This is a genomic window from Geoalkalibacter ferrihydriticus DSM 17813 (assembly GCF_000820505.1).
GTDB classification, from domain to species: Bacteria; Desulfobacterota; Desulfuromonadia; order Desulfuromonadales; family Geoalkalibacteraceae; genus Geoalkalibacter; species Geoalkalibacter ferrihydriticus.
Genome location: NZ_JWJD01000002.1, coordinates 477,501 through 501,682, shown reverse-complemented (window position 1 = coordinate 501,682; position 24,182 = coordinate 477,501). Strand labels below are relative to the sequence as shown.

General features: G+C 57.9%; 22 protein-coding genes and 1 rRNA gene (1 of these 23 only partly in view). 16 read left to right on the top strand and 7 right to left on the bottom strand.

Going from position 1 to position 24,182, the window contains the following annotated elements; genetic code table 11:
* Nucleotides 1-105: 105 nt before the first annotated feature.
* The 5 genes from ppk1 to GFER_RS08455 all read left to right on the top strand — a co-directional run bounded on the left by ppk1 (nt 106) and on the right by GFER_RS08455 (nt 6,440).
* Nucleotides 106-2,325, top strand: coding sequence for a polyphosphate kinase 1 (gene ppk1, locus GFER_RS08475; RefSeq protein ID WP_279615509.1), 2,220 nt, complete (start codon nt 106-108; stop codon nt 2,323-2,325).
* 11 nt (nt 2,326-2,336) lie between these two features.
* A complete protein-coding gene (locus tag GFER_RS08470) occupies nt 2,337-2,816 on the top strand; it encodes a CYTH domain-containing protein (RefSeq protein ID WP_040098333.1) in 480 nt (159 codons plus the stop codon).
* Between the two features lie 8 nt (nt 2,817-2,824).
* Complete coding sequence (locus GFER_RS08465) at nt 2,825-4,387, top strand: CHAD domain-containing protein (protein ID WP_052446212.1); 1,563 nt, start codon at nt 2,825-2,827, stop codon at nt 4,385-4,387.
* Complete coding sequence (locus tag GFER_RS08460; protein ID WP_040098330.1) at nt 4,384-5,148, top strand: ParA family protein; 765 nt, start codon at nt 4,384-4,386, stop codon at nt 5,146-5,148. Before GFER_RS08465 ends, GFER_RS08460 begins: the two co-directional genes overlap by 4 nt.
* A 326-nt stretch (nt 5,149-5,474) precedes the next feature.
* Nucleotides 5,475-6,440: a 4Fe-4S dicluster domain-containing protein gene (locus GFER_RS08455; RefSeq protein ID WP_052446211.1), complete on the top strand. Its 966-nt coding sequence runs from the start codon at nt 5,475-5,477 to the stop codon at nt 6,438-6,440.
* Between the two features lie 68 nt (nt 6,441-6,508).
* Here the strand turns inward: GFER_RS08455 and GFER_RS08450 are convergent, their stop codons facing one another.
* From GFER_RS08450 to GFER_RS08435, 4 genes are all read right to left on the bottom strand, one after another.
* On the bottom strand, nt 6,509-8,422 hold the full coding sequence (locus GFER_RS08450; protein WP_040098327.1) for a putative nucleotidyltransferase substrate binding domain-containing protein: 1,914 nt from the start codon (nt 8,420-8,422) through the stop codon (nt 6,509-6,511).
* Between the two features lie 150 nt (nt 8,423-8,572).
* The gene (locus GFER_RS08445; RefSeq protein ID WP_040098325.1) at nt 8,573-8,794 is read right to left on the bottom strand and encodes a hypothetical protein; all 222 of its coding nucleotides are present in this window, start codon (nt 8,792-8,794) and stop codon (nt 8,573-8,575) included.
* 36 nt (nt 8,795-8,830) lie between these two features.
* Entirely contained in the window at nt 8,831-10,543 is a 1,713-nt protein-coding gene (locus tag GFER_RS08440; protein ID WP_052446210.1) for a VC_2705 family sodium/solute symporter, read from the bottom strand.
* A gap of 23 nt (nt 10,544-10,566) precedes the next feature.
* On the bottom strand, nt 10,567-10,872 hold the full coding sequence (locus GFER_RS08435; RefSeq protein WP_082047977.1) for a DUF4212 domain-containing protein: 306 nt from the start codon (nt 10,870-10,872) through the stop codon (nt 10,567-10,569).
* Nucleotides 10,873-11,106: 234 nt separating this feature from the next.
* On the opposite strand from GFER_RS08435, the gene ubiE reads away from it, so the two are divergent.
* A complete protein-coding gene (gene ubiE / locus GFER_RS08430; protein ID WP_040098321.1) occupies nt 11,107-11,820 on the top strand; it encodes a bifunctional demethylmenaquinone methyltransferase/2-methoxy-6-polyprenyl-1,4-benzoquinol methylase UbiE in 714 nt (237 codons plus the stop codon).
* A 2-nt stretch (nt 11,821-11,822) separates the two neighbouring features.
* Here the strand turns inward: ubiE and GFER_RS08425 are convergent, their stop codons facing one another.
* Nucleotides 11,823-15,011: a YhdP family protein gene (locus GFER_RS08425; protein WP_161807400.1), complete on the bottom strand. Its 3,189-nt coding sequence runs from the start codon at nt 15,009-15,011 to the stop codon at nt 11,823-11,825.
* 50 nt (nt 15,012-15,061) lie between these two features.
* A complete protein-coding gene (locus GFER_RS08420) occupies nt 15,062-15,988 on the bottom strand; it encodes an RluA family pseudouridine synthase (RefSeq protein ID WP_082047976.1) in 927 nt (308 codons plus the stop codon).
* An 84-nt stretch (nt 15,989-16,072) separates the two neighbouring features.
* Here GFER_RS08420 and GFER_RS08415 point away from each other — a divergent pair, with 84 nt between their 5' ends.
* The 4 genes from GFER_RS08415 (at nt 16,073) to GFER_RS19510 (ending at nt 18,376) form a co-directional block, all read left to right on the top strand.
* Nucleotides 16,073-16,432, top strand: coding sequence for a roadblock/LC7 domain-containing protein (locus tag GFER_RS08415; RefSeq protein WP_040098315.1), 360 nt, complete (start codon nt 16,073-16,075; stop codon nt 16,430-16,432).
* A gap of 67 nt (nt 16,433-16,499) precedes the next feature.
* Entirely contained in the window at nt 16,500-17,843 is a 1,344-nt protein-coding gene (ftsY, locus tag GFER_RS08410; protein ID WP_082047975.1) for a signal recognition particle-docking protein FtsY, read from the top strand.
* Between the two features lie 54 nt (nt 17,844-17,897).
* Entirely contained in the window at nt 17,898-18,089 is a 192-nt protein-coding gene (locus tag GFER_RS08405; RefSeq protein WP_040098314.1) for a cell division protein ZapB, read from the top strand.
* A complete protein-coding gene (locus GFER_RS19510) occupies nt 18,029-18,376 on the top strand; it encodes a cell division protein ZapA (protein WP_074669457.1) in 348 nt (115 codons plus the stop codon). Before GFER_RS08405 ends, GFER_RS19510 begins: the two co-directional genes overlap by 61 nt.
* 166 nt (nt 18,377-18,542) lie before the next feature.
* Here GFER_RS19510 and GFER_RS18645 read toward each other — a convergent pair whose 3' ends face one another.
* On the bottom strand, nt 18,543-18,785 hold the full coding sequence (locus tag GFER_RS18645; protein WP_139171950.1) for a hypothetical protein: 243 nt from the start codon (nt 18,783-18,785) through the stop codon (nt 18,543-18,545).
* Here GFER_RS18645 and GFER_RS08390 point away from each other — a divergent pair.
* The 6 genes from GFER_RS08390 to GFER_RS08365 all read left to right on the top strand — a co-directional run.
* Nucleotides 18,784-19,368, top strand: a complete 585-nt coding sequence (locus tag GFER_RS08390; protein ID WP_052446209.1) for a 5-formyltetrahydrofolate cyclo-ligase — start codon at nt 18,784-18,786, stop codon at nt 19,366-19,368. The genes GFER_RS18645 and GFER_RS08390 overlap by 2 nt on opposite strands.
* A 20-nt stretch (nt 19,369-19,388) precedes the next feature.
* Complete coding sequence (rny, locus tag GFER_RS08385; RefSeq protein ID WP_040098308.1) at nt 19,389-20,951, top strand: ribonuclease Y; 1,563 nt, start codon at nt 19,389-19,391, stop codon at nt 20,949-20,951.
* A gap of 24 nt (nt 20,952-20,975) precedes the next feature.
* On the top strand, nt 20,976-21,755 hold the full coding sequence (locus tag GFER_RS08380) for a TIGR00282 family metallophosphoesterase (protein ID WP_040098305.1): 780 nt from the start codon (nt 20,976-20,978) through the stop codon (nt 21,753-21,755).
* A gap of 45 nt (nt 21,756-21,800) precedes the next feature.
* Nucleotides 21,801-23,021, top strand: coding sequence for a tyrosine--tRNA ligase (gene tyrS / locus GFER_RS08375; protein WP_040098303.1), 1,221 nt, complete (start codon nt 21,801-21,803; stop codon nt 23,019-23,021).
* Between the two features lie 23 nt (nt 23,022-23,044).
* Nucleotides 23,045-23,308 carry a hypothetical protein gene (locus tag GFER_RS08370; protein WP_040098300.1) on the top strand — a complete coding sequence of 88 codons (264 nt, stop codon included), beginning with the start codon at nt 23,045-23,047 and terminating at the stop codon, nt 23,306-23,308.
* A gap of 153 nt (nt 23,309-23,461) precedes the next feature.
* A 16S ribosomal RNA gene (locus GFER_RS08365) occupies nt 23,462-24,182 on the top strand; it runs 838 nt beyond the window's last position.

Sequence of the window (24,182 nt, the reverse complement as noted above, 5' to 3'; positions counted from 1 at the left end):
TTCTGGGATTTCGCTCACCCGGATCTAACAATTTTGCACGATATTGCGTGGAAAGGTGCGGTTTTGATGGATACTGGCCAGGGGCTGGGCAGAAAAGGGGCGGATGTGACGAGATCGATCAGTACAGTGAGCGAGGCAAAAAATGCGGATGCCAAAGGGGCGCAAACGGCCATTTCGGAGCCTGAGCAGTCTTCTCAACGCAGAATTTCCGAGGTCGATCCGCGCGAACTTTTCCTGAACCGCGAATTAACCTGGCTGCAATTCAACCGGCGCGTTTTGCACGAAGCGGCTGATGAGCGCAACCCGCTTCTGGAGCGGGCCAAGTTTCTGGCCATTACCAGCAGCAACCTCGATGAATTTTTCATGAAACGCATCGGTGGACTCAAGCAGCAACTCGGTGCCGGTATGACCGAACTGACCGTCGACGGGCGTACACCCCGCCAGCAGATCGAGGAAAGCTACGTCTTGGTGCGCGAGATGGTCAAGGACATGCAATCGATTTTTGCCGCCTTGAAAAAAGAGTTGCGCGCGGCAGGCATTGCCATTCTTGCCTATGATGAGCTCACCGCCCGCGAACGTCAGGGGGTGCGCGATTATTATTATCAGAATATTTACCCCCTGGTGACGCCGCAGTCCATCGATCCGGCTCACCCTTTTCCCTTCATCTCTAATCTCTCCCTCAACCTACTGGTGACTCTCAAGTATCCGCAGGACGGCGAGATGTCCATGGCGCGGGTCAAAGTGCCGGTGGGGCCGGCGGCGCCGCGCTTTATCCGCATCGGCGAAAAAAACCGCTTCGTGCCCCTGGAGGAAGTCATGTCGCATAATCTCGACATGCTTTTTCCCGAGATGGAGGTCGTTTCCTGCGAATTTTTTCGCGTCACGCGCAATGCCAATACCGAGAAAAACGAAGAGCATGCCGAGGATCTGCTGGCCATGATCGAGTCGGAGTTGCGCGAGCGCAAGTTCGCCCCCATCGTGCGCATGCAGACCTATCGCGGCATGGATCCGGTTCATCGCGGACGGTTGGCAGCGGAGCTGGGGTTGGATGAAACAGAAGACGTCTTTGAAATCGACGGTTTCATGGCCTTGCGGGATCTCTGGGAAATCCATGGGCTGGATTTTCCGGAACTCAAGGATACACCTCACCATCCCATCGATCACCCGGGTTTGCAGGCGTCGCGCAAGGTCTTTCATATGATCCGTGAGTCCGGTGCGATCCTTTTGCAGCATCCTTATGAATCCTTCAGCACCTCCGTCGAGCGTTTTTTGCAGGAAGCCGCCCGTGATTCCAAGGTGCGCGCCATCAAGATGACTCTTTACCGCACCGAGAGCGAGAGCCGTATCGTCGATTATCTCATCGACGCTGCGGGCAACGGCAAGCAGGTGGCGGTGGTGGTCGAACTCAAGGCGCGCTTCGACGAGGCGGCCAACATCCGCTTGGCTTCGCGCATGGAGGAAGCTGGAATTCATGTCACCTACGGCGTGGTGGGACTCAAGACCCACGCCAAGGTGATTCAGGTCGTGCGTCAGGACTTCAGCGGGTTGCGCCGCTACATGCACCTGGGCACCGGCAACTATCACGCCGGCACCTCGCGCATCTACAGCGACGTCGGGCTGCTGACCTGCGATGAGCAGATCGGCCGCGATACCACCGAGTTGTTTAACTACCTGACGACTGGTTACACTCCCAAGCGCAATTATCAAAAAATTCTGCCCGCGCCCAAGATCTGCAAACGAGCGCTGCTGGCGCGCATCGAGCGCGAAATTGCCCTGCACCGCCCTGAACAGCCGGGTCTGATTCAGTTTAAAATGAACGCCCTGGACGATATGGATGTGGTCAAGGCCCTCTATCAGGCCAGTCAGGCCGGGGTGCCCATTGATCTTCTGGTGCGCGACACCTGCCGGCTGCGACCCGGCGTTGCGGGGCTCTCCGAAACCGTGCGGGTGATCAGCATTATCGGGCGCTTTCTTGAGCACACTCGCCTCTACTACTTCCGCAGCGGTGGTGATGAAGAGTACTTTATCGGGTCGGCTGACGCCATGAAGCGCAACCTTGAATCGCGCGTCGAAGTGCTGGTGCCGGTGGAATCTCCCGATTTGCGCCGCGATCTGCGCGCTATGCTCGACATTCAATTGGCCGACCGCCGCACGGCCTGGGACATGCTGCCTGACGGTAGTTATGTGCAGCGCCTGCCCGAAACGCCCGAGCAGGAAAAAGGCAGCCATCAATTGCTGATCGAGTTGGCTGAGAAGCGTCAGAAAGACATCACCCGTCTGCGCAAACGCAAATCCAAACATTTCGGCGGGCGCAACTTGCGCTGAGAGGCTGGGGCATGGGGATCGAGATTGAACGCAAGTTTCTGCTGCAAAGCGACGACTGGCGCATGGCGGTTATTTCCGAGAGCCGCTTGCAGCAGGGATTTTTATCCACCGACCCGCAGCGTACCCTGCGGGTGCGCTTGGCCGACGGGGAGGGAACCCTCACGGTGAAAGGCTTGACGCAAGGCGCTACCCGCAGAGAATACGAGTATCCGATTCCGGCGCAAGACGCCGCCCAGTTGCTTGATGAACTCTGTTTGCGTCCTCTCATCGAAAAAACCCGCTATCGCGTACCCCATGCCGGACTGGTGTGGGAGATCGATGTGTTCTTCGGAGAGAATGCCGGGCTGGTGGTGGCCGAGGTTGAATTGGGAGATGAAGCCCAGGAGGTGCAATTGCCGCCCTGGGTTGGCGCCGAAGTGACAGGCGACCCCCGCTACTACAACGCCAACCTGATCCGCCGGCCTTTTTCGGCCTGGTCCAACACCAACTGAGGGATCCCGTGACCCTGAGCCCGCGTCATTATCATCTTGTCGGTGGCCATGAAGTTCTGCCAAAGGTTCTCGGCGAAAAATTTGTTCTCATTCACGAGGCGGGCGGCCCCTTGACGCAGACTTACTGCGACACCTTTGACTGGCGGCTCTCTGCGGCCGGTTGGCAACTGATCGATGATCAAGAAGCCTTGGCCGCGCGGTTGAAACTGGTGCAGGCCGATTCAGGAGCCCTGGTTGCCACAGGTGATTGCGCGTCACCTTCTTTTTTCTGGGATTTTCCTCCCGGACCCTTGCGCAGCGCACTGGAGCCGGTGATTGAAATGCGTGCTTTGTTGCCGATGGTGTGTGTCCGTGGGCGGCAGGATTTTTATCGCGTGCTGGACCGGCGCGAGAAGACTGTGGTCCGGCTGGAAGTAATCTCTTGCAGTGTCGGTGGCCCTGGCGCAGAAATGCACGCCTTGCTGCCGCGTCTGCTCCTGGATCCTCTCAAAGGTTTTCAGCGCGAAGCTCAAGCCATTGCGCAATTCCTTGAAAAACAAAGCGGGCTGGTGCCTCTCGACGTTGATCTGTTCAGCGAGGGGTTGGCGGTTCTCGGTCGCAGTCCTGGAGATTACTCGTCGAAAGTCCGGGTTGACCTTTCGCCCGCTACGCCTGCCGCCGAAGCCCTGCGGCAAATTCTCTGGCAACTGCTGGAAACATTGCTCACCAATCAGGCCGGGGTGGAGGGTGCCCTGGATAGCGAATTTCTGCATGATTTCCGGGTTGCGGTGCGGCGTACCCGCTCGGCCCTGGGGCAGATCAAGGGTGTGCTGCCGGCGCGGGAAGTGGTTCTTTTTCGCCAGGAGTTCTCCTGGCTGGGTTCCATCACCGGGAGCGCGCGTGATTTCGATGTCTACCTTTTGGATTTTCCCCGATTTCAGGCGAGCCTGCCGCCGGATGTGCGCGACGACCTGCAGCCCTTTCGCCGCTTTCTCCTAAAGCATCAACAGCAGGAATATCGCAAGCTTTGCCGTCACCTGGCCTCCAACCGTTACCGCAAGCTGATTGCGCGCTGGCGGGATTTTCTTCAGACCCCCGGCGATGTCGAAGGGTCTCCCGGCGGCACCAGGCCTGTGGTGCAGGTTGCCGCCGAACGCACCTGGAAAGTTTACCGGCGCGTGATGCGGGAGGGGCTCTCCATCAGGGCTGATTCTCCGCCGGAGGATCTGCATGAATTGCGTAAGACTTGCAAAAAGTTGCGCTACCTGATGGAGTTTTTCCAGAGCCTTTATCCGCCGCAACAAATCCGGCGCCTGATCAAGGCTCTTAAGGAATTGCAGGACAATCTCGGCACCTATCAGGATCTGCATGTGCAGGTCGATACTCTGCGCCGTTTCAGCCACGAAATGGCCGAAGAAGCCGAGGTGCCCGCCGAGACACTGCTGGCCCTGGGGCGCTTGGTGGAAGCTCTGGACCGGCGCCAGGTTGCGGTGCGGCATGAATTTTCCGAGCGCTTTGCGCATTTTACCCGGGAAAAGAATCAGCTTCTTTTCCGGCAACTCTTTAAACTCCCGGCGCAGGAGCAGCCATGAGGGTTCTGGCCACGTACAACATCAAAGGAGGCGTGGGAAAGACTGCCGCGGCCGTCAACCTTGCGTGGCTGGCGGCAAAAAGTGGCCGTCGCACCCTCGTCTGGGATCTCGACCCACAGGGTGCTGCTACCTATTATTTCCGCATCAAACCCAAGGTCAAAGGGGGAGGTGAGGGCCTGGTGAGTGGCCGCCGCAATCTGGATGATTTGATCAAGGCCACGGATTTTCCATATCTCGATCTGCTGCCCGCCGATTTCTCCTACCGTAGTCTTGACCTGCTGCTTGATCAGGAGAAAAAGCCGACCCGGCGTCTGCGCAAAGTTCTTAAACCCCTGTCTGGCCAGTATGACGTCATTTTTCTCGACTGTCCGCCCAGTATCTCCCTGGTTTCCGAGGCGGTCTTTATCGCTGCCGATGCCCTGCTGGTACCCGTGATCCCAACGACCTTGTCGCTGCGCACCCTGGAGCAACTCTATGCTTTTCGCGTTCGGCAGGAACTGGATGACCTTGCTGTCTTGCCATTTTTCTCAATGGTTGATCGGCGCAAGGGATTACACCGCCAGATCGTGGCCGAACTGCCTGGCCAATGGCCCGATTTGCTTACCGCGGCCATTCCCTATGCCAGCGAGGTAGAGCGCATGGGTGTGGAAAAGGCACCCCTGGGCAGCTTCGCCGGGTGCTGTGCCGCTGCTCTGGCCTTTGAAGATCTCTGGGACGATATTCTGAAACGCCTAAGTATTGGAAAATTTTATGAATTTTGAAAAAGTTTCACGAAGGCCTTGCAACCAGGCGTTTTTCTGTAATAATATGACCATGTACTAAGGAGAAAGGAGGCTTCCTGTTACGGAAATGACAAGTGACGATATATCTACAACGTTCCTGATGAGGAACACAAAGCGTCCTGCCTCGCAGGATGATGGAGCCGGAAGAGACGTTCCCGGCCGACAGACCTGAAAAGCCCTCGCCAACCAGCGGGGGTTTTTCATTTTGTTTCATCTCATGGGTGTTTCCTTTTCATGAAAAGCTTGTTTCCCCGGGAGGCAATGGTACAATAGGCCCATTCCTTTTTTCCGTGGCGGAGCTTTCCATGAAAAGTTTCGACGTCGGGAGTGGCTTTGGTGAGGCTCTTCTCACCCTTTTGTCTTCCCGTGGGCAGGTCTATGGTCCCTTTTGTGGAGCCGACGGCGTGTGTCGGCTGCAACCGGTTTCGCGCTGGCAATCCCTGAGCAGCAACCCCCCTCTGATTCCCCCCAAGAAATATCTTTTTCCACCCCGCGAACGTCTCTGGTCTTTGGCCTCCGACGAATATCGCCGCATCGCCCTGGCCGAGAAGGCGACGGCGCTGGTCGGCCTGGCCCCCTGCGACCTTCACGCCATCGCTTACCTCGACCGGGTCTTTGCCGATGATCCGCATTATGTGCAACGTCGCCAAAAGACTCTGCTGATCGGGACGTCTTGCACACCGCGCGACGATTGTTTTTGCCCTGCCTGGCAAGCAGAGCCTCCCTGTGATCTCTTTGTCAGCGGTGAGCGGCTCTGGTGCGGTTCTGCCGAGGGACAGCGGTTGGCGTCCCAGCTAGCAGGCTGTCTTGCCAACGAGCGCGAGGATCTGCCCCTGCCGCCCATTCAACCCGCCGCGCGATTAGATGACAGACAGGGTGATTTGGGAAAGGTTTTTGCGGGGGATGAGCAGGCGGCATTGTGGGCGCGTTTTGCTCAGGGTTGTCTGTCCTGCGGTGCCTGTTCGGCGGTCTGCCCGACCTGCACCTGTCACGATCTGGTCGACAGGGCCCAGCCGAGCAGGCAACCGGAGCGCTTTCGCCGCTGGGGCAGTTGCGTTTTCTCTCCTTTAGCCCTGGCGGACGGCCGGCATAGCCTATCCTCCGAGCAGGGGGGGCGCCTGCGTTTTCGTTTCGAGCATAAATTCTTCGGTTTCGGTCCCCTGCGCGGCGAGGGTTCCTGCGTGGGCTGTGCGCGCTGTGCGCGTGCCTGTCCGGCAGGCATCGACCTGGCCGAGGTGCGCTCCGCGCTGCCATCCGGATCAAAATCCTGAAGGTCGATTCAGTGCGTTTTGCCGCGGCGAGTGTCGGCCCTGAGATCTCTTGGCCAATTCTTGGGTCATTAAAACGGTGTGCGGGCGAAATGGCGCTTGGTGGCGTCCTGTAACTTGCTGACCGCGTTGAAGGATTCGCGCAGCAGGTCTTGTTCGGTTTTGGAGAGGCTGTGGGGATTGAGGTGGTGGCTGGGTGGGCGGCCCTGCTCGATATTGGCGATTTCGTTACGCAGGCGCAAAAACGACAAGGCCTCAAAGGCAGCGCGGATATGTTCGGCGGTTTCCGACGCGAAGACGTTGCGTTTGACTAGGGCATCGAGGCGGTCGAAGGTGGTGATTTCGGAGATTTCACGCTCCAGGGCAAACATGCGGATGCAGTCGACGATGTAGACCGTGCCGCCGTGCTTGACGGAAAGCTCTCCCTTGTGCGGACCGCTTTTTTCAAGGATGAAACGTCCGAGCAGACCCACTGGAACGCGGTAACGCAGATCCAGGGACATCATGTGGTAGAGAAAACCCTGGAACGACCGGATTTGCTGGTGCACGATTTCGCGCAGATCCTGGGCCAGAGTGCCGTCGCCGGCCATGGGTACGAAATCGAAGAAAATGGATGAGTAGCGTACCTTTTGCGGTTCCGGTTCGTTGACCCAGTCGTTGATGCGAACCTGCCAGTCGCACAACCGACCCCGCCATATGGGGTTGTTGACCATCACCTTGCCGCTGCACAGAGGATAGCCCACTGTGTCGAGGGCATGCACGAGTTTTTCCGCAAAAGGAATAAAGAACGCCTCCACCTCCGCCAGTCGCTCGTCGGGAAAATCCTCGAAAATAAATCCGTTGTCCTGGTCGGGGTTGAGGAGCATCTCGCGCCGCCCGCCGCTGCCCATGATCAGAAAGCAATAGCGGATATCGGGCGGTTCCTGACCCTGGGCCTTCATCTGCGCTAAACACAGGTCAAAGGTGCGGCGGATGATGGTGTGGTGAATGTAGGAGAGGATTTCCATGACATCGGGCGTGGCGCGGGTTTCCGAAAGCAGGGTGCGCGCCACGGTGGCAATTTCCCGGCGTACGGCGGCCAAGGAGGCGAAGTCCTGCGCCTGGCGGGCACTGCCCACCAACAGCATGGCTTTCTGGCTGCGAAAGCGCATCAGGTCGCGCAGGGTCACGATGCCCACCACCTCGTCGCGATCCAGGACCGGCAGATGTCTCAAACGGTGTGCGGTCATGAAGGCCATGGCTTCAAACATGTAGGTTTCCGGCGGCAGGCCGAGCACCTGGGGGGTCATTACTTCCCGCGCGGTGAGGGTGGCGGGGTTGGTGTCTTCCGGGGCGAGAACCTTGCTCACCAGGTCGCGTTCGGTAATGATTCCCTGTAACCGCTCGCCTTCGTCAAGGACCAGAATCGCGCTGATGGCGCTCTCGGTCAGGCGCCGCGCCACTTCGCGGGTATTGTTTTCGGGGCGGCAGGTAATCGCCGGGGTGGACATGATTTCGGACAGGCGCTTCTTGAAGGGATAGGCCTCCATCTGCGTGAGGGCCTTGTGCGAGTGGTCGGAGACGATTTCCGAATAAAGGTGGCGCACCCGCGAGAGTACGATGCGGGTGAAGTATTCGCTGATTTGCGGGTATTCGCGCTCGGCCTTGCGAATGATCTGCGCTGGAATCAGGAAGCAATCGGTTCTGCGCACCGTGCGCGCTGCGCCACTGTAAGGTTCGTCTGTAAAGATGGGTGTCGCGCCGAAAAACTGGCCTTCCTTGCGGTAGTCGACCACCATCTCGACCCCACCGGGACTTAAAACCGTAATTTCGATGAGCCCTTCCTTGATGACGTAAAGATAGCCCGTTGGTGGCTCATCCTGCTGAAAAATATAGGTGTTGGGGGGATAGCTCCGGTGTGTGGCCTGCTGCTGCAACTCCTGAAAAAGAACTGCAGGCAGATGGGTGAAGAGTTCGGAGTCCTGGAGTTGTTTGCTCAATCCCATGAATGCTTGTCTGAACCGAATCGGAAGAGGAAAGTGGATTGCGGTGAAACGGCCCTCCAAAAATGCTTGGAAGGCCGCCCACGATGAAAGCACTCTTATTCTAGCACGTCCCCGACAAAGGGCAACTGCTTTTTTCAGCCCGCAGCCAGGTTAGTTTTCGCTTTCGTTGCCGGATTCGGACGGGAGGCGGTTTGTCCGCTGCGGCTCGCGGTCAATGACCAGGGCCGTGACCAGGCACAGCAGGCTGAGCACCATCAATTCACCCACATGCGCGAAAACATCGCGGGTGATGAGCAGATCCACGCCCATGAGCAACATGCCGATGACCGCGAAAAAAATAGCCAGTCGTGGACGGGTGAACAGGTTTTTCATACTCTCCAACCCTGAGTCGTTTCAGGCTTCACTGGTTCAGCCCCCAGACTTGCGGGGAGATTCAGCCAGTACGGCCGGCATGTTATGCAACTTGCGCAACACCTGGTCACTGCGGTCCAGAGAGGCGGCGCTGAGTTTGTCTTGTGTCAAGTTCGAGACGATGATGATGATGAGAAAGGCCAGGGGGCAGACGATGAGCGCCGAGGAGGTGGCCGGCAGAATGCCCGTGGCGGTAAAGGCGGGCACGTTGAGCATCCAACCGAACATGGCGAGCAGGGTCATCGCCAAGCCAAAAGTCATGCCGGCCAGGGCTCCGTATTTGTTGGCGCGGGAGTACCAGACCGCCAGTACACAGGCTGGAAAGATGGTATTGCCGGCGATGGCGAAGGCCATGGCGACAATCTGCGCGATGAGGGCGGGCGGATTGAGGGCGATCAACACCACGATGCCGCAGAGCACCGCGGTAAACACCCGTCCGACGAAAAGTTGCTGTTTATCTGTACTGTTGGGTCGAAAAACGCTGGCGTACCAGTCATGGGCAACTGCAGAGGCACCGGCGACGAGCAAACCGGCGACGGTGGAAATCCCGGCGGCCATGGCGCCGGCGGCGAGATAACCGATGAAGGCGATGCCCAGATCGGCCCGCTCGGGCGCCGAGAGGATGATGACGTCGGCCACGGCCCTGCCTCCGAGGGGATTCCAGAACTTTCCGAGGGCGGCGTAGACCGGGGAAGACCAGTAGAGCAGACCGATAAAAAACAAACCCCAGAGCACGCTGCGGCGTGCCGTGTCTTCATTTTTGACGGTATAAAAGCGAATCATGATGTGCGGCAATCCGGCGGTGCCGACCATCAGGGTAAACACCAGGGCGATGAAGTGGTAGATGGTGCCGCCGGTGCCCCACGGCAGGTACGCCTTGGTGGCCTTCATCAGTTCTTCGCCCTCGAGAACGCCGACGGCGGTTTTCCCCTCCATCAGATCAGAGAGCAGGCGCCCGTATTCGAGTTGCGGCAAGATGCCGGTACCCCCGGCCTTTTGCATGAGAATCCACAAAGGGATGAGAAAGGCCGAAATCAGCACCACGTACTGAATCTGCTGATTGCGGGTCACCCCCGACATGCCGGAGATCAGCATGTAGGCCAGCACCACCCCGGCGGCGAAGAACACGCTGGCGGCATAGCTCATGCCGAATATCCAGCCGCAGATCAGGCCGATACCCTTGAATTGAGCGGTTGCGTAGGTGATGGCGATGATGACCGTGACCGTGGCGGCAAACAGGCGCACCCCGTGGGAGTCGAAGCGGTCGCCGAGAAACTCGGGAATGGTGTATTTGCCAAACCTGCGCAGTTGTGCGGCGAGCAGCACCAGCAGCAGCACATAGCCGCCGGTCCAACCAATGATGTAGCCCAGTCCGAACCAACCTTGCAGATAGAGCAGACCGGCCACGCCCATGAAGGAGGCGGCTGACATCCAATCCGAAGCGATAGCGGCACCGTTGCCGTACTTGCCGATGCCCTGGCCGGCGACCCAGTACCCCGAGGTGGTGGAGACGCGCGAGAGAAAGCCGACGCCGACATAGACCACCATCAGCGTCACCATGATGAGGGCGGGGATGTCCTTAAAGCCGGGCTCAAGCTGAAAGATTTCCTCTCCGGCGCGCGCGGCGGCCTCCTGGGCAAATCCCAGAGAGGTTGCCAGAAGAAGCAGGGGCAGGCTGGCGGCGCCGATCAGCAGGGTTCTTTTTCCCATAAACAACAGACCTCCTGGTCCAATTAAATTTTGGTGACCCGTTTGTCCCACAAAATGCAGTAGAGCTTGCACAACAACACATAGCCGATGGTGCAGCCCTGGGCGATCAGCCAGTAATGCAGGGGAAATCCGAGAAAGCGCGCCTCGGTGATGACAGAGCGCCCCAACCCTTCGGGGTCGCCGAGGCCGGCGAGCCAGATGATTAGGGGCAGGCCGAAGCTGAGTGCCCCCCAGATGACAAGGATGGTGGCGGCGACGGAAACTTCCGCCTTCATGCTCCTGGTCGACGGCGAGAAGAAGTTGACGGATACTCTTGGCTTTTCTGTCATGCGCCTTGTACCTCCTTGGGTTGTAAGCCGTCCGCGGCGTCTTTGCAGGTAGACCTTACCCCAATTTGTCGTCCAAGCAAACCTTGGCGGTTGAATAATGTGCTTTCTTTCGCGCTGGAGGCCCGCATAATTGAGGCAAATTTTCTGGCGCCTGAGTGCGGCCTGTGCTAAAAACAGGGGCCGCTGCCGGCAACAGATCCAGGCAACGAGCTATCTTTTCTCCAGGAGCGTCAAATGTCTCAACTCTCCGACAAAGGGCGCCGCATCCGCGAGATGTTCGACGGTATCGCCCCGCGCTACGACCTGCTCAATCGTCTGCTGTCCCTGGGAGTCGACCGCCGCTGGCGGACGTTCGCCGTGGCGCAGCTGCAGATTCCCGCGCAGGGCCGCGTGCTCGACATCGCCACAGGGACCGGGGATGTCGCTCTGGAAATCGCCCGCCAGACACCCTCCTCGGTGCGCATTGTCGGCGAGGATTTCACCCAGGGCATGCTGGTTCGCGGCCGCGATAAAATTGTCGCCTCGGTTTACCGCGACCGCATCGATCTGGTCAATGCTCCTTGCGAAGTCATTCCCCACCCCGACAACTGTTTCGATGGCATTACCATCGCTTTCGGCATTCGCAACGTGGTCGACCGGCCGGCCGGTCTGCGCGAGATGTGCCGCGTGCTTAAGCCTGGCGGGCGGGCCGTTGTACTGGAGTTTTCCAATCCACGCAGCCGTTTTTTTCGCGAAGTCTATTACTTTTATTTCCGACGCCTGCTGCCGTTTATCGGCGGACTGCTCTCAAGGCGCAGCGCCTACCAGTATCTGCCCGATTCGGTTCTTGAGTTCCCTGATCAGCAGCAGTTCCGTGATCTGATGACGGATGCCGGATTCGTCAACTTGCGGCATCATGACCGCACTGGCGGCATCGTCACCATTTACGTGGGCGAAAAGCCCCGCTGATCTCAGGGAGCCGAGGTGGGGGCCGCGTTATTCGTCTCGGCGTCGAAAATCCGCTCGAAGTCCGTAACCATCTTGCCCGGCAGCCCGAGAACCCGGCGAAAGATGCCGAACACTTTTTCCGAGAGCGAGGTGATGGGCACTGCGGTGACGCCGGGATCGCTACGCGGACCCTGGACCCTGAAATGAACGGTTACCAGAGCCTCTTCCTCGCCAGCCAGCAGCCATCCCGCTATGGGTATTTTGGTTACGATTCTGTCCACCGTGCGCAGCGGTTTGAGGCCGATTACCGCATCGATGGTGTCTTCGACCAGGTTAACCTCGCCCACCAGGGAAAGGTTCATGGCGTTGCTGTCAATCAGCAGATCTTCGGTGTTGAGGCGGCCGTCGCGCAGCACCAGGTTGGCGCTCAGCGTGTTGAAGGGCATGCCTTCGCGTGACATGTCGGGCAGCCGGAAAGTAAAAATCTGCGAGACGTTGAGCAGAGAAAAGATCTTGGACAGCACCGGGAAGCGATACAAGGTTCCTTCGCGCACCTCGATATTCAACCCACCGCGCGCACTCGGCCAGAAGTTGTTTCCCGCGCCCTCCAGGTAGAAGGCACCCCGCAATTTGCCGCTGATCAAGCCTCGCAGTTGGGTTTGCGAACGGTGCAACGCCTCGGCGTCGCCTTCCAGCACCGACCCGGACACCCTCAGCCGCGGCGCCTGCCCATCTTGTCCACCGGACCAGACCACCCGCCCGACATAATAGCCGGGGGCGAGATCGGCGCGCAGCGGGTAGACGTCGAGTACCCGGTTGTGATAGCTGATAACGGCACGGCCATCGACAAAGTCGAGGTTGTGAAATTGCCCGCGCGCCGCTTCGACTTCGATGCGCACCCGTATCCTGCCTTCTCGCGCCACTGGCGGTTCCTGTTTCGCCGGACTCCGGAAAAATTCAAGTATTTCATCGACATTGCCATATTCGGCGAGGATCTTGAGATTGACCTGGGGCCGGTTGAAGTTAGTCACCGCGCCGCTGACTACGGCAAGAGTGCCGCCTGCGGTTTCGGCCGAGATGGAATCAAAGACCACCTCTTGTCCATCGATGATCAGGCCACCGGCTACAGAGACAAAACGTCCACCTTCCCCGGGGAAAATCAGATCCTGGGGGCGCAGATCGCGTCCTTCGAGGTGTATTTGCAGACGTGGCTCGCTGAGATTGGGGATCCGGGCGCGCAGTTGCATAGCCGATTCGCCAAGGCGTGCGCTCATTTGCGGGATGCGCAACTCGGTTCCGGAAACCAGGATGCGCCCCTGAGCCTGATTGAGATCCCCGACAACTCCGCCAAAGCTTGCCCGGCCGTCGCTCAGCGTGAACTCTGCCTCGCGGCGCCTGAGTTGGCCGGCGCCTCCTTCCAGGCTCAGCGTTCCCGTGATTTTCCCGCCCAACTTGGCTTGTTTTACTGGCGGCGAGAGTTCTCCCAAGTCGTTCAGCTCGATTTGCGTCAAATTCAGATGTAGGTCATAGCGGCGATCCGCGCCGGGCTCAAATTCCCCGGTGAGGCTGAAGCGAAGGGGCCCGAGCTGGCCCTGCGCCTCATCGATGATCAGCCGGGGTGCCTGCCACCGGCCGTCAGCGCTCAGGTGCGCGGCCAGCCCCGCGCGCTTGCTCAGTTGGCTAGCATAGCTCAGATCTGTGCTTGCCAGGTCGGCCTTCAGGGAGAAGGTTGGCGTCTGGGGATTGCCGGTGATTTCCAGGCGAAGGCTCAACGGACCCTGGGCTTTGAGTTGAGCGGGAGCGGCGGGGATCAGATCAATCAGGTGAGTTGCGTCAACGCTGCTCTCGATCTCCAGGAAAACCTGTGCCTCGGGTTCGCGCGGCGCGGTGATGTAGCCGCTGAAGCGCAAAGGAACCCCTTCCCAGAGCAGTTCGCCGGCGCCAACTTCCAGTCGATTCTGTGCAAAGTTCAGGCGCGTCGTGGCGGCGCGGATTTTGCCTTGCGCCAGATCCAGATCCGCCTCGGTGATCTCAAGATCAAAGTCCTTGATCGGCCCCTCTTCTGCCAGCCAGTTCCTCGGGTCAGAGGGCGGCTCGCCGGACAGGCTCAGTTTTTTGAGGTGTAGAGTTCCTTTGGTCACCTTGAGATTCTGGGTCTGGGGGGCAAAATCGGGCAGCGCCGCCGAGACCCAGGGAAGAATTTCTTCCGCAGCCAGAGGTGGGGCGGACACCTGACCCTGAAACATGAGAGGCTGTTGGCCGCCAGCGATTTCCAGGGGACCCTCTAAACGCCATTGGTTGAGTTTTACCTGCTGCAAAGTCAGCCACCAATCCGCCTCCTGGTGCCGCCAGACCGCTCTCAGTCCGGCTCCTTGCACCGCCAGAATGTGCTCGGCGCGAACCAGCTGAAGACCGTCGCCGCGTAAGCGGGCATCCAGATGGAGTCCGGAAGCCGCTTTTCCCAAGATTTCAAGATTCACTGAACCTCGCCCTGAAACAGCCCAGTCCCGGTCGGGGCCGAAGGGCGCGATGGGCAACTGCGTCGCGGCAAGATCTTCGACATCGATCTTGGCTTTGATTTCCCAGTGCTGCCAATCGGCCAGGCCGGCGGCAGGAGTCAGGTTGCCGGATAAGCGCAGGGCTGCCGCTCTCTCCTTTTGCATCAATGCGGCGCTCAGATGAAATTGCAGGGAACGGCCCGAGGTCAAGCCCTCCAGGTCGAGGTCAATGTCTTGAAAGGCGATTGGCGCCTCTTGCTCCTGAGCACCGTGCCAGGTGAGACGGCCATCGCGAATTTTAAGTCTGCGGATCTGGAATTCTTGGGTCCAGCGAGTTGCGGCGGGTGCGGACTCCACCTGCGGCAGGGCGCGCACGACAATGTGCGGCTGCATAAGTTCCGCCGCCGCGATAGAAATCCGCCGGCGCAGCAGGGGCAGCAGGTCGAGTTGCAAAAAGAGATGCTCGGCGCTTGCCGTGAGGTTCGATTCCTCATCGCCAAGGCGTATTTGGCGAAAATCAAGAGCGATGCCCTGGTGCAGGGTCAGGCGGGCGTCGCTGCTGGTGACCGATGTCTGCAGGGCCCGGCTGAGTTCGTGTTCCAGTCGCTCACGATATGTGTTGAGGTCAAAAGTGAAGACAAAAACCGCAACCGCTGCCAACATCCCCAGCAGGAGCAGGCCGAAGACGACAAGAATCGGGTGGCGACGAAACATGCTGTCCTTCCGAGAAGCGTCACGCTGATTTTGATTCAGGTTCAATCTTATCATGCCCGCTCCCCGGCGCACAGTTGCAGACGGGCGAGTGCGGAAACAAAATTTTCGGGCAGGGGCGCGTTGATGGAACGAGGGTGGCCATCCCAGGGATTGATGAAAGAGAGTTGTCGGCAGTGAAGAAAAAAATGTCTCTGTCCTCTGATGCCCTGACCGCCATAGCGCTGGTCACCCATTAACGGATGACCGCAGGCGGCCAGGTGGCGCCGGATCTGGTGGGTGCGGCCGGTTTCCAGGCGTAACTCCACCAGGGAAAAGTCCGAGGTGCATGTCAGAAAGCGGTACGCGGTAACAGCATCTTTGATTTTGCCCTTGGCGGCAACCGGCGCGGTCAGCAGGCCGGAGCCCTGACCGGGGCCGCAGACCAGCGCCAGGTAGATTTTCGCGGCGGCCCCAGCCATGAACAGCTTGCCGAGTTCACCTGCCGCATTGCGATCCTTGCCGAGCAGCAGGGCGCCGGAGGTGTCGCGATCCAGGCGATGAATGGGCGCAGGGCGGACTTTTTCGCCACGCTGCGTCAGCAAGCGCTCTACACGCAGCAGCAGGTTGTCTTCTTCATGCCCCTGGCCGCGATGCACGGCCAGACCTGGGGGTTTGTTCACAATGAGAAAGTGCGGCGTTTCCCATAAAATCTCAACCCCGAGGGCGGCACTAGCCTCTAGAAACTCTTTGATCCGTGCGCTGTCGGGCAGTCTCAGGCAATCGCCCGAGGCCAAAAGGTCGTGTTCCTGTACGCAAGCAGTGCCGCGCAGAACCTTTCCTCTAAGCAGTAGACGACGCAGATAGGCCGTGGGTGCCGCGGGCAGGCGGCAGCGCAAAAAATCCAGGGCGCTAAACCCCTCTTGATGTGGGTAGAGAGTCCATTCGGGCATGGCGCGCATGATACTCCCTGGCGCGGCGGCGGACAAGTTTTCCGTCATGCGCCAAAGTATTCTTTACATGGTGTTTCGCCGTTGCTACTATCCCCGGCATTGCCTGCCGGCAGCACGTTGATGGGAGCCGTCATGTCCTTAAATACCATTTTAACCAATATCGTCGATCAGATTCCCGGCGCCTTGGGGGCGATTCTTGTCGACTGGGAGGGCGAGGCGGTGGAGCATGTCTCGCATATGGACGACTTTGAGCTTAAGCTTCTTGGGGCTCATCACGGGATCATTCTGGAAAATCTGCGCCAGGTCGCACAGCGCCTCGACAAGACAGATGTTGAAGAAATAGTGGTTCAGGCACGCAGGCTTAGGGTTTTAATTTCACCGGTTTCGCCGGAATATTTTTTGGTTCTGACACTGCAGCGGCGGTCGCTCATCGCCCACGCCCGTTCAGTAGTGGAAAGCTATCGTGAGCGATTACGGCTGGAAATATGCTGATCTGATCGATTTGCACTGAACACCTTGCCGCTTAGCCAGGCGGGAAAAGAAGGAGTTGTGGGGAATTATGGAATGGTTTGAACAGGTGCTTGAAACTATCGCACTGCTGCTCACCGATCTTGGAGTGCCGGAAGCCTACCTTGACCTCGGCGCGTTGGGCCTGGTTTATGTAACGGCCATTGTCATCGTGTTGCTATTTATTCTGCTGCTGTTGCGGATTGTCCGCAAGCGGGGCCGAAAACCGGCTGAAGAATTGCCGGAAGAAGAGGGCGAGGCAGATTCCGTTTCTGCGCAAGAGGCGCAAGTGCCCGAAGTGTTGCAGGAGCAGACGGTAGCCGAAGAAGAGGAGGAGGTGTCGGTCGTTTCCGAGACTCCTCCCTTGGAGGAGCCGCCCGCTGAGCAGGTTCCGGATGAGGAGCCCGTCCGGCCTGCGCCACCCGCCCCGCCTCCGGTTGTGGAGGTAGAGGCTCCCCCCGTCAGCCTCTTTGAGCGAATGCGCCAGGGTTTGGCCAAAACCCAGGCGTCGTTGGTCGGTCGCATCGACACCCTGTTGCGCGGCAGCAAGACCATTGATGCCGACCTTTTTGAAGAGTTGGAAGAGATTCTTATCACTGCCGATCTGGGTATGAAAACGACCCAGGACCTGGTGAGTGCCTTGCAGGCGCGTTTAGATCGCAATGAACTGGCAGATATGGACGCCTTGCGCCGCGCCTTGCAGGAAGAATTGACTCAGCGCATGCGGCTAAAGGCGGCTCCCATTGATTTGGCGGCGGCAACACCGTTTGTTATCATGGTGGTGGGCGTCAACGGTGTGGGCAAGACGACGACCATTGGCAAGCTGGCCCGCCAGTTCAAGGGTCAGGGCAAGAAAGTCGTGCTCGGTGCCGGTGATACTTTTCGCGCGGCGGCGGCTGAGCAGCTCTGCATCTGGGGCGAGCGCAGCGGCGTCGAAGTTGTCCGCCACAAGGAAGGCGCCGATCCGGCTGCGGTCGCTTTCGATGCGGCAAAAGCGGCCCTTGCCCGTAAGGCCGATGTTTTGATTCTCGATACGGCGGGGCGTCTGCACACCAAAGCCAACCTGATGGAGGAGTTGAAAAAGGTGCGCCGGGTTCTCGGGCGGGAAATCCCCGGTGCTCCCCATGAAACCCTTCTGGTTCTCGATGCCACGACCGGCCAGAATGCCTTGACCCAGGCACGGCAGTTCAACGAGGTGGTAAGCATAAGCGGCATTGCTTTGACCAAGCTCGATGGAACCGCAAAGGGCGGCATTGTTGTCTCTATAGGCAATGAACTAGGTCTGCCCGTGCGCTATGTTGGAATTGGCGAGGGCGTTGAAGATCTGCGGCCCTTTGACCCGGAAATGTTTGTTGCGGCTCTTTTCAAAAAAGAGGGCAATCATCTTGAATCTTGACTTTCGAGGTTGTTTTTGCCTAGCATTGCAAGATAAGAGCTAAAAAGGATTGAGATGAATCTGGACACGCTACTCCACTTGGAGCAAAAGATCGATCAGCTTGTGGCTCGAACTCAGTCCCTTGACGAGGAGTGCCGCAAGCTTAGGGAAGAAAACGAGAGCTTTCTCAAGGAGCGTGAGCGATTTTGTCAGGAGCTGGACAGGATTCTGGCCAAGCTGGGGTCGCCGGAACCGGACAACCGCTAAAGCGGACCCATCAGGTTACCGTCCTCGGCCAACAGTATTCTTTACGCACCGAGGCTACGCCGGAGCAGGTGCAGGAAGTGGTGGACTTTATCCACCGGTCCCTCGCCGAGGTTTCCGGGCGGCAAAAGGCCGTCGACACCCTGGATGTTGCTGTGCTGACTCTGCTCAATGTGGCGGGCTCCTATCTTCATCTCAAGCAAAGTGCCGCAGTCGGAGAACGTCGCCTGGATGTCTTGCTGGAAAAGCTTGACCGATTCATCCCCGATGGCGGAGAGGCCTCGCGCTAATGTCTGCCCTCCGGGTGAAAATCGGATGGTAAGGGCGGTTCGGAAATTTTTACCGGCGTTTGCCGGGACGTAATCTCTGTACGGAGATTTTCCAATAGAAGTTCGGCATCAAGGGTTACTTACCGCGAGCGTTTCAGGCTTGCGTTTGTCCTGTTGGTTTCACGACTCAGGCAAGATACATGTCAAAGGGCAGGCCACGGCTTTTTACAAGGCCAAATTGGATGATTCGGCCTGCTGTGGCGAGCAGGGTCCGCAAACAATTTTTCTTGGCGGCCAGTTGGTCCGCCTGCGGGCTTCCGACCCTCGTTGGCGTTTGATTCGCCTGTTTTGTTAAAGCGACACCTTTTTGTACACTTCTGTTTGAATCCTCCCCACGGAGATTGCCGGATGTAACCGGGGTCTCTGCCATGGCCAAATCGTCTGTTCGTGACAGCCTACTGGCGCATCGACGCCATCTGTCGATTGATACCTGTCTGTTGTGGAGCCGCCAAGTTCAGCAGCAGGTGATCGGCAGCGCTGTGTTTCAGCAGGCGCAGACCTTGGCGCTCTACAGCCCCATCAACAATGAAGTCTTTACTGAAGAGCTTTTTGCCGCAGCCCGCAGCACTGCCAAGCGTGTTTGTTATCCGCGGGTCGAGGGGCAATCTCTCGAGTTTATCGAAGTCGCCGATCGCGGGCAGCTTGCTCATGGGCGCTTCGGCATTCTTGAGCCCTCGGGGGGGACTGTTGTGTCCATTGCCGAAATTGACCTTTTGGTGCTGCCGGGCGTCGCCTTCGACCATGCCGGCCATCGCCTCGGCTACGGCAAGGGGTTCTATGACCGGGCGTTGCAGCGGATAGGGGCGCGCAGTATTCTCGTCGGCCTGTGCTTTGAATTTCAGCGGGTCGCGGCGCTGCCGTTTGAGGCCCATGATGTCCCCATGAAGCTGATCTTTACCGAAGCGGGAATATTCCCAACCAACAACCCCGGAAATCGTCGGGCTAATTCATAAAGGCAAGGAGGATTCAGGTTTTGACAATAGAACTGGCCATCATCCTAATCGTGGCCGCACTGGCCGCCGGCGTCTTCGTCGGCATCCTGTTGCGGCGTAAGTTTACCGAAGGGCGTCTCGCCGACGCCCAAAAGGCCGCTTCACAGCTAATTGAAGACGCCCAGAAAGACGCCGACGCGATTCGCAAAGAGGCTAGTCTGGAGGCTAAGGATCTTATTCTGCAGGCCAAGACTGAATCGGAGCAGGAGGCGCGGGATTTGCGCCGCGATATCCAGTCGCAGGAAAAGCGTCTGTTACAGAAAGAGGAGCACCTGGACCGGAAGGTGTCTCAGTTGGACGGCCGCGAAGAGGACCTGGGCAACCGTGAAAAAAAGCTGGAGCAGATGCAAGACCAGTTGCTTCAGCGCGAAAAGTCTGTTGATGCCTTGGTGCAGGAGCAGACGGATACTCTCGAGCGGATCTCAGGAATGAGTCCTGAAGAGGCTAAGCAGTACCTGATGCAGTCCATGGAAAGTGAAGCGCGTCACGATGCAGCCAAGATGATCAAGCAGATCGAGGAGGAAGCGCGGGAGAAAGCCGATAAAAAAGCCAAGGAAATACTCTCTCTGGCCATCCAGCGCTACGCCGGCGATTATGTGGCAGAGAAAACCGTGAGCGTGGTGCCTTTGCCGACTGACGAAATGAAGGGGCGTATTATCGGTCGCGAAGGCCGCAATATTCGCGCCATTGAAGCCGCAACCGGCATAGATCTGATCATTGATGATACCCCTGAGGCGGTCATTATCTCTGGATTTAATCCTGTGCGCCGCGAAGTCGCCCGGCTCTCACTGGAGCGGCTCATCGCTGATGGCCGCATTCATCCGGCGCGCATTGAGGAAGTCGTACAAAAGGCCGAACAAGACGTGGACACCACGATTCGTGAAGCCGGCGAACAGGCCACCTTCGATGTCGGGGTGCATGGGATTCACCCTGAGATCATCAAACTTATCGGGCGCCTGAAATATCGTACTTCCTATGGTCAGAACGTGTTGCAGCATTCGCTGGAAGTTGCTTTTCTGTGTGGCATTATGGCTTCAGAACTTGGCATCAACGTCAAGCAGGCCAAGCGTGCAGGGCTTCTTCACGACATCGGCAAGGCTGTGGACCACGAGGTCGAGGGTAGCCATGCCGTCATCGGTGCCGATCTTGCCCGCAAGTACGGTGAATCACCCAAAATCGTGCACGCGCTGGCTGCGCATCATGAAGACGAAAAACCTGAAACCGTTCTCGCCATTCTGGTGCAGGCGGCCGATGCCCTCTCCGGCGCTCGTCCCGGCGCCCGGCGCGAGACGCTGGAGACATACGTCAAGCGCCTCGGCGATCTGGAGCGCATCGGTCATTCCTTTGGTGGGGTCAGCAGTTGCTTTGCCATCCAGGCCGGGCGTGAAATCCGGGTCATGGTCTCCAGCGATTCAGTGACGGATGCACAGTCTTTTGTCCTGGCTAAGGACATTGCCAAAAAAATCGAAAATGAAATGACCTATCCCGGTCAGATCAAGGTCAACGTCATTCGTGAGACCCGTGCGACCGAATTTGCCCGCTAAGTAGCTGGCGGCAAGGGGAATGTATTGAATATTCTGTTTATCGGTGATGTCGTAGGCCGACCGGGTCGCCAGGCAATGAAGCAGCATCTTGACCCCCTGGTGGATGCCCGTATGGTTGATCTGGTGGTGGCCAACGGCGAGAATGCAGCTGGAGGATTCGGCCTCACCGCAGAGGTGGGGCGCGAGCTTTTCGATCTTGGTGTGCAGGTCATTACCTCGGGCAATCACATCTGGGACAAAAAAGAAGGCCTAGACTGTCTCTTGTCCGAAGGACGGATTTTGCGCCCAGGTAATTATCCCGAGGGTGTTCCCGGTCAGGGTTCGGCAGTTTTCTCCACCCCCGCTGGCGGCCGCGTCGGGGTGATCAATCTTGAAGGCCGGGTCTTCATGGCCAATCTTGACTGCCCCTTTCGGGTTGCTGATCGCCTTGTGGAAGAATTGCGGCAAGTCACCCCGGTTATCCTTGTAGATTTTCACGCCGAGGCCACCAGTGAAAAAATTGCCCTCGGCCATTATCTCGCCGGTCGTGTCTCGGCGGTTCTGGGTACCCATACCCATGTGCAGACGGCTGATGAGCGCATTCTCCCCGGGGGTACGGCGTTTATTTCCGATGTCGGCATGACCGGTAGTCAGGATTCAGTCATCGGAATCCGCAAGGAGATCGCCATCGAGAAGTTTCTAAAACAGGTTCCCATGCGCTTTGAACTCGCCAAGAAAGACCCCATTTTCAGCGCGGTGTTACTTGATGTCGATGAGCGTAGCGGCCAGGCACGCACAATTGAGCGAATCCTTGTGCGATCCTAGGCACGATCCCTTTCCTATTGAATTAAGAATTGAGGTTGGCTTGAGATGCTATCGGTAAAAGAGCAGATGGATGTTATCCGCCGCGGGGCTGTGGAAATTCTGGTTGAGGCGGAGCTTGAAGAAAAGCTTGCCAGGTCCCTTAAAGCCAACAGGCCGCTGCGCATTAAAGCCGGGTTCGACCCCACCGCGCCCGATCTGCACCTTGGGCACACAGTGCTGGTGCAGAAGCTCAAGCAGTTTCAGGATCTCGGTCACGAGGTCTACTTTCTTATCGGTGACTTCACCGGCATGATCGGTGATCCTTCCGGCAAGAATGAAACCCGCAAGCCTCTGACTCGTGAGCAGGTGATGGAAAATGCCCGTACCTATCAGGATCAGGTCTTTAAAATTCTTGATCCTGACCGGACTCGACTGGTCTTCAACAGCGAGTGGATGGGCAAGATGTCAGCCGCTGAACTGATCCAGCTCGCTGCGCGCCACACCGTCGCGCGTATGCTGGAGCGCGATGATTTTCACAAACGTTTCTCCGGACATCAGCCCATTGCCATTCATGAATTTCTGTATCCTCTTGTCCAGGGGTGGGATTCAGTGGCCCTTGAGTCCGATGTCGAGCTTGGCGGGACGGACCAGAAATTCAATCTGCTGGTTGGTCGCGAATTGCAAAAGCAGGTCGGCCAGCCGCCTCAGTGCGTATTGACCATGCCGTTGCTCGAGGGCCTTGATGGCGTTAACAAGATGAGCAAGTCCCTGGGTAACTATATTGGCATTACTGAACCCCCCAAGGAAATTTACGGAAAGGTCATGAGTATCTCTGATGAACTCATGCTGCGTTATTACGAACTGCTCTCCGATGCCGATCGCGCCAGTTTGCAACAAGTCAAAGACGGGGTCGCCGTAATGCCAGGCGGGCGGCACCCCATGGAGAGCAAAAAGGCACTGGCCCGCGAACTGGTGGCGCGTTTTCATGGCTCAGAATCAGCGCTCCAGGCTGAAGAAGATTTTATCCGGCAGTTTAAGCAAAAGGAAACCCCTGACGACATGCCCACAATCAGCGTCGCATCCTCTGAGCCGGTATGGATTTGTCGCCTGTTGCATGATGCCGGACTCGTCTCCTCCAACGGCGAGGCGCGCCGCCTCGTACAGCAGGGAGCGGTCAGGCTCAACGGAGAAAAGGTGGAAGATCCGACCTTGGAAGTGCCTCCCCGTGGCGAAATTGTACTCCAGGCAGGCAAGCGTAAATTTGCGCGCCTGGTCTTTTCCTGTTGATTGAAATTGTTAAGGTGCGGTACTTGCGCCTGAATCTCTACCGCATAAGAAAAATCGACCTGGTGGCGAAAAAAAGTATTGACTTGTTGCCGCTGAATTGGCAGTATGCGCCTCCGTTGCCGCGAGGCACAGGGCGCAAACAGCCCGAAAGAAAAAACGATCTTTTGAAAAAAAATAGGTTGACTCAGGCGAGCGGGATTGGTTATAAACACCGCTCGTCGCAAGCAAGCGAGGGCCGAGGCCTTCAGGAGCTTGGGCGAAAAAAAGAGCTTGAAAAAAGTTCTTGACAGGTTAAACTGGATTCGCTAGAGTCGATCTTCCTTGCCGCCAAAAACGGCAGGGGCAAGTCTGGTCTTTGAAAACTAAATAGCAGATAGCAAGTGCAGCTTGCGGTAAATCAAGTCAAGCGTACAAAACTAGAATCACACTTTACAGATAATTAACTGGAGAGTTTGATCCTGGCTCAGAACGAACGCTGGCGGCGTGCCTAACACATGCAAGTCGAACGGTAACAGGCCCTTCGGGGCGCTGACGAGTGGCGCACGGGTGAGTAACACGTGGGTAATCTGCCCAGGGGACCGGGATAACACTTCGAAAGGAGTGCTAATACCGGATAAGCCCACGAGCTCTTCGGAGCACGCGGGAAAAGGTGGGGATCTTCGGACCTGCCGTCTCTGGATGAGCCCGCGGCCCATTAGCTAGTTGGCGGGGTAATGGCCCACCAAGGCGACGATGGGTAGCTGGTCTGAGAGGATGATCAGCCACACTGGAACTGAGACACGGTCCAGACTCCTACGGGAGGCAGCAGTGGGGAATTTTGCGCAATGGGCGAAAGCCTGACGCAGCAACGCCGCGTGAGGGATGAAGGCCTTCGGGTCGTAAACCTCTGTCAGAGGGGAAGAACCGCCGGTGGGATAATACCCCATCGGTCTGACGGTACCCTCAGAGGAAGCACCGGCTAACTCCGTGCCAGCAGCCGCGGTAATACGGAGGGTGCAAGCGTTGTTCGGAATTATTGGGCGTAAAGCGCGTGCAGGCGGCTGCGCAAGTCTGATGTGAAAGCCCCGGGCTCAACCTGGGAAGTGCATCGGAAACTGCGTAGCTTGAGTACGGGAGAGGGAAGCGGAATTCCGAGTGTAGGGGTGAAATCCGTAGATATTC

What these genes read in the sequence shown, in the direction of transcription:
- GFER_RS08460 (WP_040098330.1), top strand. Translation starts at nt 4,384, where the DNA reads ATGAGGGTTCTGGCCACGTACAACATCAAAGGAGGCGTGGGAAAGACT.
- GFER_RS08420 (WP_082047976.1), bottom strand. Translation starts at nt 15,988, where the DNA reads ATGACGGAAAACTTGTCCGCCGCCGCGCCAGGGAGTATCATGCGCGCC.
- ubiE (WP_040098321.1), top strand. Translation starts at nt 11,107, where the DNA reads ATGTCTCAACTCTCCGACAAAGGGCGCCGCATCCGCGAGATGTTCGAC.
- GFER_RS08415 (WP_040098315.1), top strand. Translation starts at nt 16,073, where the DNA reads ATGTCCTTAAATACCATTTTAACCAATATCGTCGATCAGATTCCCGGC.
- GFER_RS08405 (WP_040098314.1), top strand. Translation starts at nt 17,898, where the DNA reads ATGAATCTGGACACGCTACTCCACTTGGAGCAAAAGATCGATCAGCTT.
- GFER_RS08390 (WP_052446209.1), top strand. Translation starts at nt 18,784, where the DNA reads ATGGCCAAATCGTCTGTTCGTGACAGCCTACTGGCGCATCGACGCCAT.
- GFER_RS08450 (WP_040098327.1), bottom strand. Translation starts at nt 8,422, where the DNA reads ATGGGATTGAGCAAACAACTCCAGGACTCCGAACTCTTCACCCATCTG.
- GFER_RS08440 (WP_052446210.1), bottom strand. Translation starts at nt 10,543, where the DNA reads ATGGGAAAAAGAACCCTGCTGATCGGCGCCGCCAGCCTGCCCCTGCTT.
- GFER_RS08470 (WP_040098333.1), top strand. Translation starts at nt 2,337, where the DNA reads ATGGGGATCGAGATTGAACGCAAGTTTCTGCTGCAAAGCGACGACTGG.
- ftsY (WP_082047975.1), top strand. Translation starts at nt 16,500, where the DNA reads ATGGAATGGTTTGAACAGGTGCTTGAAACTATCGCACTGCTGCTCACC.
- GFER_RS08435 (WP_082047977.1), bottom strand. Translation starts at nt 10,872, where the DNA reads ATGACAGAAAAGCCAAGAGTATCCGTCAACTTCTTCTCGCCGTCGACC.
- GFER_RS08445 (WP_040098325.1), bottom strand. Translation starts at nt 8,794, where the DNA reads ATGAAAAACCTGTTCACCCGTCCACGACTGGCTATTTTTTTCGCGGTC.
- tyrS (WP_040098303.1), top strand. Translation starts at nt 21,801, where the DNA reads ATGCTATCGGTAAAAGAGCAGATGGATGTTATCCGCCGCGGGGCTGTG.
- GFER_RS08455 (WP_052446211.1), top strand. Translation starts at nt 5,475, where the DNA reads ATGAAAAGTTTCGACGTCGGGAGTGGCTTTGGTGAGGCTCTTCTCACC.
- GFER_RS18645 (WP_139171950.1), bottom strand. Translation starts at nt 18,785, where the DNA reads ATGGCAGAGACCCCGGTTACATCCGGCAATCTCCGTGGGGAGGATTCA.
- GFER_RS08425 (WP_161807400.1), bottom strand. Translation starts at nt 15,011, where the DNA reads ATGTTTCGTCGCCACCCGATTCTTGTCGTCTTCGGCCTGCTCCTGCTG.